Annotated in this window: 9 protein-coding genes; all 9 read right to left on the bottom strand. The window is 36.4% G+C overall.

Annotated features, from left to right (window positions below):
- Positions 1–21: 21 nt before the first annotated feature.
- Positions 22–3,477, bottom strand: coding sequence for a TonB-dependent receptor (locus B9A18_RS03860; RefSeq protein WP_159452600.1), 3,456 nt, complete (start codon positions 3,475–3,477; stop codon positions 22–24).
- Between the two features lie 344 nt (positions 3,478–3,821).
- Positions 3,822–5,060, bottom strand: coding sequence for a FecR family protein (locus B9A18_RS03855; RefSeq protein ID WP_084287330.1), 1,239 nt, complete (start codon positions 5,058–5,060; stop codon positions 3,822–3,824).
- A gap of 594 nt (positions 5,061–5,654) precedes the next feature.
- A complete protein-coding gene (locus B9A18_RS03850) occupies positions 5,655–6,245 on the bottom strand; it encodes an RNA polymerase sigma factor (RefSeq protein WP_029275940.1) in 591 nt (196 codons plus the stop codon).
- A gap of 923 nt (positions 6,246–7,168) precedes the next feature.
- Positions 7,169–8,305, bottom strand: a complete 1,137-nt coding sequence (locus B9A18_RS03845) for a peroxiredoxin family protein (protein ID WP_084287329.1) — start codon at positions 8,303–8,305, stop codon at positions 7,169–7,171.
- A 71-nt stretch (positions 8,306–8,376) separates the two neighbouring features.
- A complete protein-coding gene (locus B9A18_RS03840) occupies positions 8,377–11,037 on the bottom strand; it encodes a SusC/RagA family TonB-linked outer membrane protein (RefSeq protein ID WP_159452599.1) in 2,661 nt (886 codons plus the stop codon).
- A gap of 275 nt (positions 11,038–11,312) precedes the next feature.
- The gene (locus B9A18_RS03835) at positions 11,313–12,464 is read right to left on the bottom strand and encodes a FecR family protein (protein WP_084287327.1); all 1,152 of its coding nucleotides are present in this window, start codon (positions 12,462–12,464) and stop codon (positions 11,313–11,315) included.
- A 135-nt stretch (positions 12,465–12,599) separates the two neighbouring features.
- On the bottom strand, positions 12,600–13,178 hold the full coding sequence (locus tag B9A18_RS03830; RefSeq protein WP_084287326.1) for an RNA polymerase sigma factor: 579 nt from the start codon (positions 13,176–13,178) through the stop codon (positions 12,600–12,602).
- Between the two features lie 228 nt (positions 13,179–13,406).
- Complete coding sequence (locus tag B9A18_RS03825; RefSeq protein WP_084287325.1) at positions 13,407–13,850, bottom strand: restriction endonuclease; 444 nt, start codon at positions 13,848–13,850, stop codon at positions 13,407–13,409.
- A 552-nt stretch (positions 13,851–14,402) separates the two neighbouring features.
- A complete protein-coding gene (locus B9A18_RS03820; protein ID WP_084287324.1) occupies positions 14,403–16,490 on the bottom strand; it encodes a PAS domain-containing protein in 2,088 nt (695 codons plus the stop codon).
- Between the last annotated feature and the right edge of the window lie 57 nt (positions 16,491–16,547).

Here is a 16,547-nt window from a genome sequence, read left to right as displayed (position 1 = left end):
ACTTTTTGTCTTTAATTCTATTTAAAATTGTACGTTTATCCCAAATGAATGTACTACCGGTGCAGAGAAACTAAGTGCAGATACATATGGCGCCGAAGTTTCTGGATCAAGACCCTTATAAAAATTACTGAAAGTAGCCAGATTTTCACCGCTATAAAAAACCTTCAAGTATTTTGCACTTATTTTTTTACATACGTTTAAGGGCAAATCGTAGGTAACCGTTAACGTTCTTAAACGCACATAAGAAACATCTCTTAGCCAAAAAGAAGAAAACACTTGATTGGGATTGTTTTGCCAATACGAGTTATATGCCCTGGGCATAGTGTTTGTTTTATTTTCGGGTGTCCACCTATCCCAAAAATAAACCGATGCTTTGCCTCGATCGTTTCCAATAGCACCCAAAGCCTCACCAATATAGGCTTTATTACCTGTTGAGCCGTGAAATAGCAGCGAAACGCTAAGTCTCTTCCATGAGCCCTGCATCGTCAACCCATATTTAACAGGAGCGGTGTTAACACCCAATTTCACCCTGTCTTTATAATCAATAAGTCCATCTCCGTTTTGATCTATATACTTAATATCACCAGGACCATAATTCGCTGGGTTTATACCCGCTATTTTAGGTGCCGCATCTACTTCTTCCTGGCTTTGCATAATCCCATCCGCCTCCAACCCGTAAATAGCACTAGCCTCATTGCCCACTACCATTTCCGATGATGAGCTTAATGACGTGGTTCGATTTATAGCCTTATATTTTGTAATCTTATTTTGGTTGTATGTAAAAAAGCCGATTAGTGCCCAAGAAAAATCACCGTTGCGTCCCCTTGTACCCAATTGCATTTCAAACCCTTTATTTACCATTGACCCCACGTTTTCAAAGGGCACTGAGCCAAGACCATAACTAAGGGGAGCACCCAAGCTTGTTAAAATATCAACCGTATTTTTATGATACCAATCGAAAGAAAAGTTCATTTTATCTTTCAGAAAGCGTATATCAAGCCCAACATTAGTCATTTTCGTTTTTTCCCATGTAATATTCGGGTCATAGCCATTAGTGGGGTAAACTGCAGGAACATTTTGCTGGTTAAATGAATAATTATATTGCTGAAACGTTCTTAAATATGAAAAATAACCAACAGATGCATTACCCAAAGTACCCCGTGTACCTCGTAATTTCAAGTAACTTATGGCATCTTTTAATTTCTGGTTTTCGGCCCACCAAGAATGATTGGAAACTACCCAGGCAGCTCCAACAGATGGAAACAAGCCCCAATAATGCTCCGGCGAAAATGCCGATGTGGCATCGCTGCGCAATGTAAAGTCTGTAAAAAAAATATCGTTGTAATTATAAGATAATTTACCGAATACCGATTTTTGCCCCGTTTCTAATCTACTGCCTATTAATTGCTGCCCCTCATTAGGAGCGAGACTAAAATTCAGAATCTTATCATTAAGCAAGCCCTGCTTACTGCCCTGCATGCTATTTTGGGTTGAACTACTAGCTTGGTAACCAGCTAAAAATGTAATTTGATGGTTACCAAAATATTTATCGTAATTTGCTGTTATCGAGTTTTGCAAACTCGCCCCCTGACTTTCTAATTTATCTAATTTGTTTATATATTCAGACAGATACGGTATAACATTAAGTGAGGTACCCTCAGGCCCACCGGTATAAGCATATAATTCGCTTTTGAACGTTTCCCTACTCGTGTTGCCGTAGGCAATCCCAACCGTTCCATTAAGCGTTAACTCTTTTATGGGTGTCCAATTTAGATTTAAATTTCCCCTGCCATTACGCGTGATCGTTTGCATATATGAAGGGGAATTTAACCAAGCAAGAGGATTAATAGCACCCCGGTTATAGCCTGGCGCCCCGTTTTCAAATACACTCGGTATCATAGGAGATAAGAAGGATGTCTCAGCCATTAATTCACCCACGCCTGATAAGCCTTTGCCACTTGGTTCCATTACAGGGTTATATACGAAGTCTGCCCCTCCGGATATATAAAATTTACTGCTAAATCGGCTTTTAAAATTTAGCATTGCCGTATATTCTTTACTGGATACTTTTTTTACATTACCATTGTCTTGCCCATATCCTAACGATGCTCTAAAGGTCGTCTTGGCATCGCCGCCCGAAATGCTCAGTGCATGTTTTTGTCTGTATGATACAGGCGAATAAAACAGATCTTCCCAATTGGTATTATAATAACCCGGAGCCCCTGCTTTGTATTTTTCAATGTCACTCTGGGAAATAGGTACAAGTTGGTCGCCAAATCCACCTGTAGCGCCACCAGGACCAATTATGCCACCGCCTACTCCACCGCCTACTCCACCGCTTCCACTACTGCCTGGTTCATTATTCAATGCTTCATTAATAAGCACAGCTTGCTGCCAAGAGGGTAAATATTTAATCTGCCTTTTGAGTTCTTTCACTGCAAAAAAATTACTGTAATTTATATTTAACCCATTGGTTGTCCCCTTTTTAGTGGTAACCAATATTACACCATTGGCAGCCTTAATGCCGTAAATGGCAGCCGATGCATCTTTCAATACGGTAATAGATTCTACATCATTTGTGTTAATCAAATCCATATTACCTTCTATACCATCAATTATCACTAAAGGATTGCTATTACCAAGGCTAAAATTATTCATAGAAGGTGGTGAGGTTAGCCCATAGGGGTTTGAGCTGCCTATATCTAGTCCTGTAGTTTTGCCCCGTACTTGTACATTGAAGTCGTTCTTGCCCGGTTGATAATTAGAATTTTGAATAGCAAGCCCAGGTATCATTCCTTGAAGTGCTTCATATATGCTGGTAACCGGCACATTTTTCAGATCTTCCTCTGTAATCGTTGACACCGAACCTGTAATTGATTTTTTCTTCTGTGCAGAATAGCCCGTTACCACCAACTCATCCATAGCTTTTATATCCTCATGCAGTTGAACGTTCAACAAGATTTGTCCGTTTATTTCAATTTCCTTAGAAACGTAACCAACTAAAGAAAAGATAAGGATACCTTTTTCTGGCACTTTAAAAGAATATCTCCCCTGTTTATCACTAATTACACCTTTAGTTGTACCCTTTAAGGCAATTGTTACCCCTTCAAGTGGATTACCTTTTTCATCTTTTACACTACCGCTAATCAGTATATCAGCACCAATTATACCTGAAAAAAGTTTTTCCTTTGCTTTAATGGTTACGGTCTTATTTTTAATCGAATAGGTTAATGGTTGGTTAATAAAACAGACTTTGAGTGCCTCCTCGATGGTAACATTTTTAAGGTTAAGGTTTACCTTATGAGCCTGCTCTATTAACTGATCGCTATAAAAGAAATCATATCCTGTTTGTTTCCTAATTTCCTTAAATACCTGTACAAGGGTAACATTATTTTGTTTGATAGAAATTTGCTGCCCGTAAACACTAGCATTCACCTGGAGAATAGTTGTTGTTAACAACACAATTATCAGTTTCATAACATTTAAAATTTTAATTATGCATAGCGGTGGCCTGCATACATTTTTAATGTAAAATTTCATACTTTTGGTTGAGTTTAAGTTCGTCAAGTGAGCCTGATTTAATGGTTCGGCAACACTTTACAATGGTTCATTAATAATGTGTAAAAGCAACCCGATTAACGTCGGGATTAATGAATAGACCAAACTTACGGCCGGGAATGTTGCAACATTTCCGGCTATTTTTTTAGCCTAACCACTCGTATTCAGGGATCTTGTGCGTATTTTTCTTGCATTTGGTTTAGTTTAGTTTATTTGATTAGTTAATGATATTTAGTTATTGTAATTTATATATATATCAGATTTTACTCCAATACGGTGATTTTTTTACCTGTAATCTTAAATTTAATCTGACCGGTTGACTCAAGCCTCTCCAAAACGGCCGATAAATTCATTGATCGTGATATTGAACCGCTATAAGTTTGGTCGGTTTTAACATTGCCCTGATATTCAACTTCAATATCATACCACCTGTTTAATGCTTTCATAATTTCTGTTAACGACTCTTTCTTGAAAATAAAATCGCCGTTTTTCCAGCCCATAGCTTGTTCTATGTCAGCTTGCTGAACGCTAAGCGAATAGGTTGATGATTGAAGAAGTGATTGCTGTCCGGGTTGTAAAAGTTTTGAATTATGCGTTCTAAGCTGCGAAACTTTAACAGCACCTTCTAACAGCGTTGTTTTAGTAACTGCGTCATCAGTATAGGCTTTGATATTGAAATGTGTACCCAATACCTCTACCACTTGGTTATGGCTGATTACGCGGAAAGGCAGGGCCTTATTTTTTGCAACTTCAAAGTATGCCTCTCCAATCAACGTTACTTTACGTTCATTACCTGTGAATACAGCAGGGTAGATTAATGTGGACGCGGCATTTAACCACACCTTAGTACCATCAGGCAAGGTTAACTGATATTGCCCTGCTCTTGGCACTTCGAGTTTATTCATCATCACCTTTGCACCATTTTTACCATTGGCACCTTGATAGGTTAATTGTCCATCAGCAGTTTTATTAACCATAATACTACCTTGTTGTGCCAGGAGGCCATTTTGTGCATGATCAAGTATTACCTTTTTGCCATCAGCCAAAGTTAACATTGCCTTGTTACCACCAGGAGCAACATCTGCAGCCACTTGATTATTGTTGACTATTGATTCTGTATGATGTTGATAAAGATAAATACTAGTCCCGATGCCAACCAGGATGGCTGCAGCGACAGCTATGCGGCCAATTGATTGCCAAAGTGTTCTTATTTTTGGTTGATTAGTAACCTCCGGAACCGAGTTGTCCGCTTCATCGCATTTGTTTTTAATTGCATCCCAAACTTCTTCACGAATGGCAGATGGAATTTCTATCCTTTTTGCTGACAATAAAAATCTTATCTCCATCTTAGCTGCCTGCATCTCTGCCAAATTCTCAGGAGCTGATGCCACCCAGCTTTCCCAATACGCCACTGACTCAAGACTTGCGTACTTAACGTATTCCAAAAAGAATTTGTCGGACATGAAATCCTCCTTTGTGTATTGGTTATGCTTTGAACTCATTTGAATTATTTTTTATTTGTCAATTGAACTTGCGTAATCTCCGGGCTTACTATATAAGCTATCAAAGATTAAAAAATATTAAAACCCATTAATTACATTTAACTCCATCTAATTTACAAATTATGTAAGCCTATTAAATGGCTCAAGTCCTTAACTTTATTTTAACACAGGACACAACAAAAAATAAAAACACCCCAAAAAGGATAAATATTTTTATATTATTTTAAAACATAGGGAAAATCAGATATAAAATCTAATGAGCTCGGGATAAACACCATACTATTTAGGCCATCTCAAGCCAGGGTAATACCTCCCCGTTCTGCTTAAGTCGGCCTGACTGATGCGGGATGCAATAATTAGCCACAACACAAACGTCAGGTGCATCAGGCACGGACGCAGGTTTTTATTCAAAAGTGTTATGTTTTTAATTATTTTCATGAACTCGCCAAAGCCTCGGTTCAGGTTATGAGGTTTCTTATCCCGAACTCACGTTATTTACCATGTCCAATTGTACTGTTAAGAATGTTTAATACAGTATAAGCTTCCCAAAAACACTAAACTAAATGGCTAAATTGTTAGATTGCCGTAATGAATTTAGGACATTAACTTCAGGTAGTAAATCAAAGTTGGCAGTGAAACATGAAGGATATCTCTGAGTGCATCCAAAGCCCGGGCAGTAAGCTTATATCCCCCTTTTATGGAGATATTCATTATTTGTGAGATTTCCTTATAATCCAGTTCCTCAAAATAACGAAGAAAGATGATCTCTTTTTGACGGGTGCTTAACTTATTAAGCGCATTTAAAATCTTGGCAGCCTGTTCTTTGTCGATCTCTTTTTTTATATAGGCGGATTCGGCAGAAAACTCCAGCTGGAAAGTATATTCGCCTGTTAACGAAATTATTCTGTCTCTTTTTTGATCGCGGATACTGTTGTAAATTGCACTCCGTAATGATACCAGCAGATAAGGTTTAAAATTACTGATTGAATGAATGGTATGCCTGTTTACCCAAAGCTTTATAAACAGATTTTGAATACATTCTTTGACCAATTCTTCATCATAGTTGATACGCATTCCATATTCATACAGCATATCAAAAAATTTATTGTAAATCTTTTGATAAGACTTTTGATCGCCGCCAATAATATTATCCCAAATTATACTATCTTCAGTATCTTTCTTCATTACGTTATTTTTTCACCCTGCCAAACGCTTTAAATTATAGGAAAGATCGTTAATTATAGGAAAGATAGTTAATACCCCGAATAACTTACCCATAAAACAAAAAAAAGGATGAGATTAGTTGTGATAATGCAAGTCTAGCAAAATTATATTTTAATACATAGCGCACAATTAAAAAAAACACATACATTCTTTGAACTTCGTCAAAATCGAAGAGGCCGACGATACGTCTATAATCCCTTTAAGTGTCATATGATGATGTAATAAAGTATCATCCATTCTTAAAAGAAAGGAGTGCGGTGACAAAGAGTATCTTATTAAAATATCAAATATCTACTTTACGATACAGATACGAATCATAACAATGAAATATGTTCCTCAGATGGTAGACACCGTGCTAAATTATCCTATTTTCTTAAACTTAATACTATTGCAATCCATCTTTCCTACGTATTGGAAATTAAGAAATTTCTAAAAGTTAATGTTATTTAAAATTTATCTCACTCTCTAACATTTGAGTGTTCGACAAGTGACCTTCAAAACATTAGGAATTTAGCCTTATTTCGCTTAACAATGAAATTCTGACACAGAATTCGTTAAAGTGAAAAGACAGAATTAAGTAACCCATATTTATACAGAAGTAAGACAAAAAAACATAAACGACTCAACACAAATGATTTAAATATTAACTTTCAAGCTTTCAAAGTAGGTTAAAATCGGCAATAGTTGTGCGACTGTAACCCCTTCGGCCCCGAACAGTATAAAGAAAAATTCAGACTGGCAAAAATTGCCAGTCTGGAAAAGGTCTTAAAACGGTTGAAAAACGATGCTGCTTAAATAAGTTATATAGTAGATATGCAAAAATGAATTCATATCTAGTAGAAATTATAATCCTAAAAAAGCTAAAATAGCAACAACAGAACTTTCTACCTTACAACTTCTAACAACTTCTTTTCTAAAGCTTTACCCCTTAGGTTTTCTGCAATTATTTTACCATCAGGATCAATCAAATAATTGGTTGGATAACCTGTTACATTATACAATTTCGCGACTCCATTGCTGCTACCTTTCAAATCTGATATATGCGTCCATACGCCTGTTTTATCCTCATGGATAGCATCCATCCACTTTTTCTTACTGTCATCAGCAGCTACACTTAAAATCGTAAACCCTTTATCTTTGTAATTTTTAAAGGCCTGCAACATATTTGGCGTCTCCAATCTACAGAAAACACACCAACTGCCCCAAAACTCCAGCAATACATATTTACCGCGGAAATCAGAAAGATTAACTAGATTTCCGGAAGTATCTGCTTGTGTAAAGGTGGGAGCCATTTTTCCAATTCCCACTTTAAAAGAGTTCCCAATTCTTTCAATAAAATCTTTACCTTTTGTTGACTGCTGAATATGCTTCGGTAATTTTTTAAAAACAGGCTTTACCCGTTCCGCATTAAAAGGATAACCTGCCGCTTCTTTCAGTATATAAAACAGTATTGGACTATTGGAATTACTTAAAGCATAATCACAACAAAATTCAGTATCAATACCATCGTATTTAATTCTATAATCTGCTCGAAGACTTTTCGATTTAGTTGTATCATTATCTCTTTCAGCCTTTTCTATTTCATTTTTAATGGAATTTAGTAGATCTAATCGGGCCTTTCTTTTCCTACTAAAATCCTGAAATGCTAAATTGTACTTCGAACCCTCCGTTTTACAAGTGAAAAGCGAATCTATGCAGGTAATTATTACTACACCTGGCTCTAAATATAATCTGTGGCGATACTTTTCCGTAACTTTATCCCTTGTTAAAGGGAATACTCCGATTTTTGGACAAAAATCTATCACCATAGCAGAAGGTTTATGGGACTTAATGTTAAAAGAATACTTTCCATTAACAACCTTGCAAGAATCCCATGCCTTACCTACATAAATTTTCACTTGTTCTATATGCTCTTTAACCCTACTTACATCACCTTTGATGATGAGTTGTTTTTCCTGTTGAGCAATTCCTTTTTGAAAAATTGTCGATAATAAAGCAAGTAATATTAATATTTTTTTCATTGCTAATCATTTTAAAAATAGGGTTACCTATCATCACCAAAATGATTGATAAATAACCCTACTCATTATAATTATTGTTTTACAAAATTGTTGAAATTGTATTTCAGACCAAACAACCATCCCCTACCTACACTTGTTCTGCCAAAATGCATAGGATCAATATTATTGGTTAAGTTTCGGCATTGGGCAGAAAACTCCAATACTGAAGTAATGCTATACGCCAAGTTAATATTATAGATATTTGCACCTGGGAATACAGTCATTGTATTTCGTGGACTATATTTACCTCCAAAAGCAAAAATCATATTACTTTTGTATTCATCAGAGCCCACAATATCACTTTGTCGACTCAAATTAACGCTAACAACAAACCTATCTCTGGCTCTAAAAAGTTTAGGTAGATTAGCACCCAATTCTGCACCTACAATACTTTTGGGATTATTAAAAGTTCTCTCTCCCACCAGTGGGTAATCATAATTAGGATCCAATGTCTTTTGGGATTCTTTTAACGTTGAATTTATAATGCTATAATTTGCATTAATATAAAATATATTCCACTTATAATCTGCTGAGAATTCCCAACCACTGTTGGCTACTTTACCTATGTTGATAACCTTCCATGTAGTCGTAACATTCGGATCAGGTGTTACTACGCCATTTTTAAATTCATTGGAAAAAGCATTAGAAATTATATTATTATAATATACAGCTTCAAATTTTAAATTGCCTGAATTAGAATATACTTCTAAACCATAATCCCAACCGGCTTGCTCTTGAGATTTAATATCGGGATTGTCAATCCTATAACTCCCATTACTAGGATTTGGCCCGGCAAAATGTCTGTAATCAGCCAAAGGCGCAGTTGTACCTTTACCCCAGCTTACCCTTGGTTTTACCATAAAATCATTCAGCGTAAAATTGGTTGTGAATCCAAGTCTAGGTGAAAAAACATGGCCTGAGCCTATATTTTTATCCCAATCTTCTCGAGCTCCAAGCGTTAAAAAGTATCTATCTTTAAAACCGAGTAATAATTGTCCAAAAAGCCCTGTTGTTTCTTGCACATCATCTGCATATACAGTTGCTTTACCACTAGGTTGATAATTAAACATATTCTTATATACCTGCTTTTTATATTCAACACCTGTAAGTAGATTAACACTGAACGCTTCTTTATTCCCGAGCTCTAAAGCGTTAAAATATCTTATTGTTGGCTCTGTATATAAGTTATCTGACACTGAATTACCTGGTGTAAATGCATATTTCTCTCTGTTTCTAGATTTATAAGATGCCGAAGAATATCCCATCACTAAATTGTGCTTCCAGAAATCGCTTGCCTTGTAACCTAGGTTAAGACTCGCTGATTTACTTGCCTGTTCGTAATAATTGATGGTATCCAGTAACTTCCTACCTACCTTATTAAAATAAGCCACATTTGAAGTGTCATATCTTGCATTACGAGAGGGTTCTATATAGGTATTGTTGTAACGTCCTCCAAGTGTTACATCGAATTTACCTTTGGAATAAGTTAAGTTTCCGAAAAGATTATCCGTTCTGTTCAGACCACCGGGTTGGTAAGTTTGTGCAGATTCATGACTTCCTCCAATATTATAAACAAAGTCTTTAGCGAAACCTTGTTTGATATTAAAATTCTCCATGTGCCTGAAAGGTTTCTTATCTTGCCATTTTGAATCATACCAGCCGGCATAAACACCTGCGTCGATAGACATCAGATCTTTCTTCCCCTTTTTAGTATAAACTAAAATCACTCCTCCATTAGACCCACTACCATAGAGTGTTGCTGCTGAAGGCCCTTTCACTACCTCTATCCGGTCAACAATATTTTTATCAAGTGTGGATAGAAAATATGAACCACCTGGCATTTCAACTCCATCTACATAAACAGCAATTTTTCCTGAATACAAACTTCCCATACCAACGCCTGCTGCCCCTCTAATCTGAACACTACCTTGGGAACTATATGTTCCACCTTCTGAAGACCTCACCACTGAAACACCCGGAACCAAGCCCGTCAAAACCTGATCTACAGATTGATAAGGTGATCTTTGCAACTGCTCTGCTGTAAGCGTGGTTATAGAAGACACATCTGCCTTACGTTTGGTTGCAGTTAAGTTTCCACCAATTACAACTGCCTCCAAAGGATTCACGTAAGATTCCAAACGAATAGATAGAAAATCGTTACCAACAATAACCTCTTTACTACGATAGTTTAAAGATGAAATTAATAAAACATCTCCTTTTTCAGCTTTAATAGAAAAGTTACCATTCATATCTGTGACTGTACCTCTGTTGGTCCCTTTCACCTTAATACTTACATCTTTAATTGCTTTTCCATCTTCACCTTTCACATTCCCTTCTATGGTACTTTTTTGCTGAGATTGGAAAAAAACAGCTGCTCTTTCTTCTGCAGAGACTGTAGCCTCTTTTCGCACGATGAAAATCGTATGGTCTTTTATGTAATAGCGAATAGGCTGATTCTTCAAACTTTCCTGTAGTAGAGTTTCAATTGACACATTTTTCAAATTGACAGATACAGGTGAGGAATTTTTCAATGATTCAGCGTTATAAAAGAAAACATAGTTACATTGTCTTTCGACACTTTCAAATATAGTCTCAATACTGACCTTCTTACCTGTGAAGGAAATAGTTTGTGCAAACGTCTCTGCACTGACCTGCAGAGTTGTGGCAAAAACCATTAGAATGATTAATTTCATACTTAGCAATAGTTTGTTTAAGCGTTTACTTCGTTTTTTCTTTTTTTGAACGAGAATACGCTGGTTTAATTTGGTTAAAATCATACCTTTAATTGGTTTAGGTTAAAAAATAAACAATGGTGAAGAATTGTACCATTTTACCAGACCGAATTATGCCGTCTCGTCTAGTCCACGAGGCGGTTTTTTATGGCCTAAAATAAATGGTATTAGTTTAGATCAACGCCCCGAGGCGAAGAAAAAATAGTTTTCGTATCTATTTATCTCATAGGCAATCGTTAGGGCTTAATAATGATAGTATTACCATTTCTTTCATAATGAATGTCGTTTTTAAGATACTCAAGTATGTAAGATAAATCGAGATTGCGTTGTATTTTGCCTTTAAACTTTACCGTTGGAATTTCTCCCTGATAAACTACATTGATGTCATACCATCTTGCTAACTGCCGCATGACCGATTGAACATCAGCATTATCAAACTGAAAATAGCCGTTTTTCCAGGCAATAGCTTCGCTCAAATTGATGCTTTTTTTCACTGTAATCTTAGTACTATTTTTACGCACACTCGCTTCTTCACCGGGACTCAATAAAGAACTCTCAGTCCCCTTACTCATGCCAATAGATCCTTCTAATAAGGTAGCTTTCATCACACTTTCATCCTCATAAGCATGAATATTAAAATGGGTTCCAAATACCTTTACTACTGTCTGATTGACTTCTACGATAAACGGTCTATGCTTATCCTTCGCAACTTCAAAGTATCCTTCTCCTTTAAGTTTCACACTTCTTTTGCCTTCCTTAAAGAAAGCAGTATTATAGGTTAAGGAAGATGAAGCATTCAACCATACTTTGGTTCCGTCTAACAATACAACAGCATATGTCTCTCCTTTATTAGTACTCAATGTATTCTCTCCTATAGCACTTACCTGACCATCTATCACTTTATAGACAAGTTGCCCATCATTTCCTTTAATGATTTCAAGTCCCTGATCCGCAAGCACCTCCCCTTTACTTCTCCTATCTAAAACAATTTCTTTACCATTAGATAAGGTAAGGGTAGCTCTTTCCTGACCAGGACCAATAGGAGGCTCAACACTAACTTGTTTAGCACTTTGATTTAAGGTATTACCTTTAAAATGAATAGATAAAAATGTAGATAAACCTATAGTAAAAAAAACTGCGGCAGCATATCCGATCCATTTCAGATAAAGTCTTTTAGTAGTTTGCTGTTTTACGGGTTCCTTTTTAATTTCCTCTACGATATTATTATAGGTTCTCTTAAAAGAGGTTTCTAGCTGACTAACAGAAGGTCGATATGAAGAATTATCTAGATACCTTATAAAATGTCCTTCAATAAGTCCCTTTTCTTCGGGAGTACACCTACCCTCCAAATAAGCTGCTATAAGCTCGTTTATCCTTTCTTCTTGCATATCGCTTTTAGATAATAGTGTTTTCCCCTTTATATTAAGAAACACATGACCACAAATAATCCCGATTTATTTTATTTTTTTTTGAAAAGAATGAATTATTGGAAATTACTGGCTTGTAGGATATATGCCTAATGGTTAGAGGCCAGTCGACAAAAAGAATAAAGCTATACTTAATCCTGATTTCAAACGCACATCTTTTGTAGCTTTTGATTGTAGGTTTCTTACCGTTTTCTCTGAAATACCAAGCGTTTCTGCAACTTCAGAAACACTTAGATTATCAAAATATGTCATCAAAAATATCTGTCCCCCTTTTCCAGGTATTTCTTCTGCAATCTTACGTAAGCGATTTACAAGTTCCTTTTCGAATAGTTGTTCTTCTGTATGTGTATAACCTTCACTCAAATACTGTTTAAGACTTTCCTGATATTTACTCAGCGTGGCACGTCTACGCTCTTCATTAAGGAAGCCATACTTAATTCCTTGATGTAGATAATTAACTAACTTTCCTGATATTTCGAGATGATGTCTTTTAGTCCATAGATTTACAAAAAGAACCTGTAAGATATCGCTGGTTTCATTTTCTTCACCAGTTAATTTAAATGCATATGTATATAAAAAATCATGAAAACGCGAATAAATCTCTTCAAAAGCCTTTTCATCATCGTCCTTCATTAAGGCCAAAAGCTCGACATCGGTTAAATCTTGATAGTTCATTTTTTTAGGTAATCAAATATATAAAATGTCATCAACATATCGGCTTTTAACCAATAATCAGTAGCTTACTGGGTATTTCGCCAAAAGTGGTCATTCGTTCCGCATTTAAACTGACACTTAATTCCGTGGATATTCCGCTGCATAGTGGTTCTTCGTCACTTTTGGTGAAGGATTCGTCCTGCATTATTTACCATATCGATTCTGTCGCTCCAAAAGTTATCACTATGCTTAGAATGCAAAGTCTATGATTTTATCTTTTAGGGTTTTCACCAAAAGTGACGAAGAACCACTTTTCCCGAAATATACACTCTTAGCTTTGATTGTATTGTAATGCCCTGTGACATTACCGTTAACCCCTGACAGGGCAATAAAACAACCCTGTATTTTTTTATCGTTTATCTCTTCTGAAAACACTTTGCCCAGAAACTTAAGCCAGTCTGGAAGAGAGATCGGCTTACTGTATGCCTTACATTCGCCAATTACCTCTCTGATCAAGGTAGTCCCAAAATATTGCTGTGAAAAGATAGCAGTAATGTCAACTTCGCTTGCTCCGGCCCTTACAACATTTGTATGAACCTCGGTATAGCCTTGTTCTCTTAAAATCGATGATGTAAGTTTTTCCAATTGCGTCCCCTTGTCGTCTGAGTTTTTTCCGAGTATTATAAGTTGCATTTTTATTTTTAGTAAAGTAAACAGCTATAAGTCCCTTTAGACTTACACAAACATAAGCAATCAGATTTCCAAACATGATGACTGAAGTATGTAGAATTAAGAAAATTCTACATATTTCTAAAAATTAAATCTTAATTAAAAACTGATCTCAACATCTAGTATTTAAGTGTTCGATAAGTGACCTTCAAAACGCAAGAGATTTCACCTTTTTTCACTAAAAAATGAAATCCAGGGACAGAATTTGTTAAAGCACATAATTACAAAATTAACGAAACACATAGACATAGAAGGAACAATAAAAACACAACATCCTAATAACAAGATGTTTATGAATTAATTTTCAAGTTTTCAAGGTAAGTTAAAATAGGTAATAACTGTGCGACTGTAACCCCTTCGGCTCCACAAAAGGGAGGATTTTTTAAATCCTCCCTTTTTTATTTAAAACATACCTGTACTCTTTAATCAATCATAGGTTATTAATACGCTACCGGAAGGTTATAATAAGTTTCATTCAACTGCTATTTTTGATAAGTAGAGCCCCTTAATCAAGACTTATAGGCCTGTAGGTAAATCTTCAGCTTTCTTTATAATTTCTCTGATAATGGAGTCCAGTTCACCCGCCGAACGCATAAGATGCTGTAAAGATTCCTTCCTTGAACTTTCGTCTTCCTTATTATCCAAAAGGATTTTGGATAACCCCATAACACATGCTAAAGGGGCTCTCACCTCATGGGATTGCATCCAGGCAATTTCCCGCAAACGGTCAATGCCATTCTGGGTTTTAAGTTCTTCTTCCATTCGCAGGGTTACATCTCTTGAATTGGCCACTATACCAGCAACAACAGGATCTTCTGTCATATCCGTAATGATGGTCTCTATCCAATGATACTGACCGTTAAAACCCTTAAAACGGAAAGGCATAATTTTAATCCTTTTTTGTTCAGTCAGCAAACCAAAGTCACTAATCACCTTTCCTTTGTCATCTTTATGAATAAAATCAAACACATTTTTTCCTATAAGCAGTTCAGGATCTATTCCCAAAATAGATTTCGAGGTAGGACTAACATATTTATAATTGCCAGTAGGATCTAGTATGGCTACTAAATCAGATCCATCCTGTACAAGCGCTTTAAACCGCTGCTCACTTGCGGCCAGGGCACGCTCAGATTTCAGTTTTTCTGTATAATCAATTGCCAGTACCAGCATAGCAGCCTTACCTTCAAAAGTCACCGCATTGGCCTCTACACAAATGTGCATAAGTTCTCCGGACTTTTTCAGATGCCTTACCATTCTCGCCTGGAATATACCCGTGTTAAAGGTCATCTTCAGTATTTTCCCCAATCGTTTAACATCCGCTGCCGGTCTGATGTCCTTTATGGTCATCTCCAAAAATTCTTCCTTACTATAACCATAGTGTTTAACTGCGGCATTATTCACATCTAAAAATTGAAGGGTTTCTGCATCAAATACCCATTGGGGCAATGGACTAAGATTAAACAGTTCCAGGTATTTTTCTTTTTCCTGCTGCAGCTGTTCTTCTCCATGTTTTCTTTTGGTAATATCTTTAAAATAAAGCGACAAACCTTCCTCAGAAGGAAATACAGATACCTCAACCCAAATCTTTAAGCGTGAGAAATACTCATCAAACCTTACTGAAATATTTTCATCAACCGCTCTGCGATACTCAGAATAAAACTTTGTTGGGATGGTATCCTGGTACACCTCCCAAATATTTTTTCCTATCATATGCTCCCGGGACATGAGCAATAGCCGCTCTGCTTCCTTGTTCCAATAGGTCACAATTAAATCTCTATCCAACGCAATAAAGGCATCTGTAATACTTTCCAGAATGTCCGATATCCTATAGTGGTAATCGTCCAATTGTTTTTGTGTTTTAGTAATAGCAGTGATGTCTTTAGCGATCACATGTACGCCAATTACTTCCTGATTAATTACAATAGGAAGATTGGTCACATTTAGCATCCGATGCATGCCTTTTGCACTGATAATCCTGATATCGAAATTCTGGAGTTCGCCCTGAATGGTCTTTTTGAAATGATCATGCGCTTTTTCAACATCTCCAGGTGCTATAAACGGTGTAAAGGAAAGCTTAAATAGCTCTTCCTCCCTACATTCAGTCAGATCAATTAACGCTTTGTTGGCGCTAAGGAAATTTCCTTCGGGATCAAGCGTAAAAACTGCATCAGGATAATCATTGAAAAGGGGGTGCTGAAAACTGTTTTGAATCAGAAGCGTATTATTTAACGCTGTTTGTTGGTCATAGTTAGTGGTATCAGTCAGATTGTGAACAATAAACTTTATCTTTTCTTCATCATCCAGTAATGGAAAGGTATTAATTTCCCAGTCTGCCACGTTATAATTGGAGGCCTTTTTAGACTGCATCGTATGTTCCAGTGCATTTTTCAGACTTTTCATTCCCTTTGGGCCCCAAATGGCAGGCCTATCGTAAATGGTTTCAAAAATTCCTTTTCCAACCAGATCAACACGATTGGCCTTTAATACATCAAGAAATGGCTTGTTTACAGCTGCAATTGTAAAATAAGGCCTATTGGGTAGCAGCACCATATAACCATTTGGAGAAGATCTAAAAACAGTGGTTACATTTTCTAGCGTTAACATATTACATTTTTAGTCAGCGTGAAAATAATTGGCATCTGGCAGAGTTAATCTCTTGCT

Origin of the sequence: Pedobacter nyackensis (assembly GCF_900176505.1) — a bacterium.
GTDB lineage: Bacteria > Bacteroidota > Bacteroidia > Sphingobacteriales > Sphingobacteriaceae > Pedobacter > Pedobacter nyackensis.
Note: the sequence above shows the minus strand (reverse complement) of the source record. Positions and strands in the feature narration are given on the sequence as shown.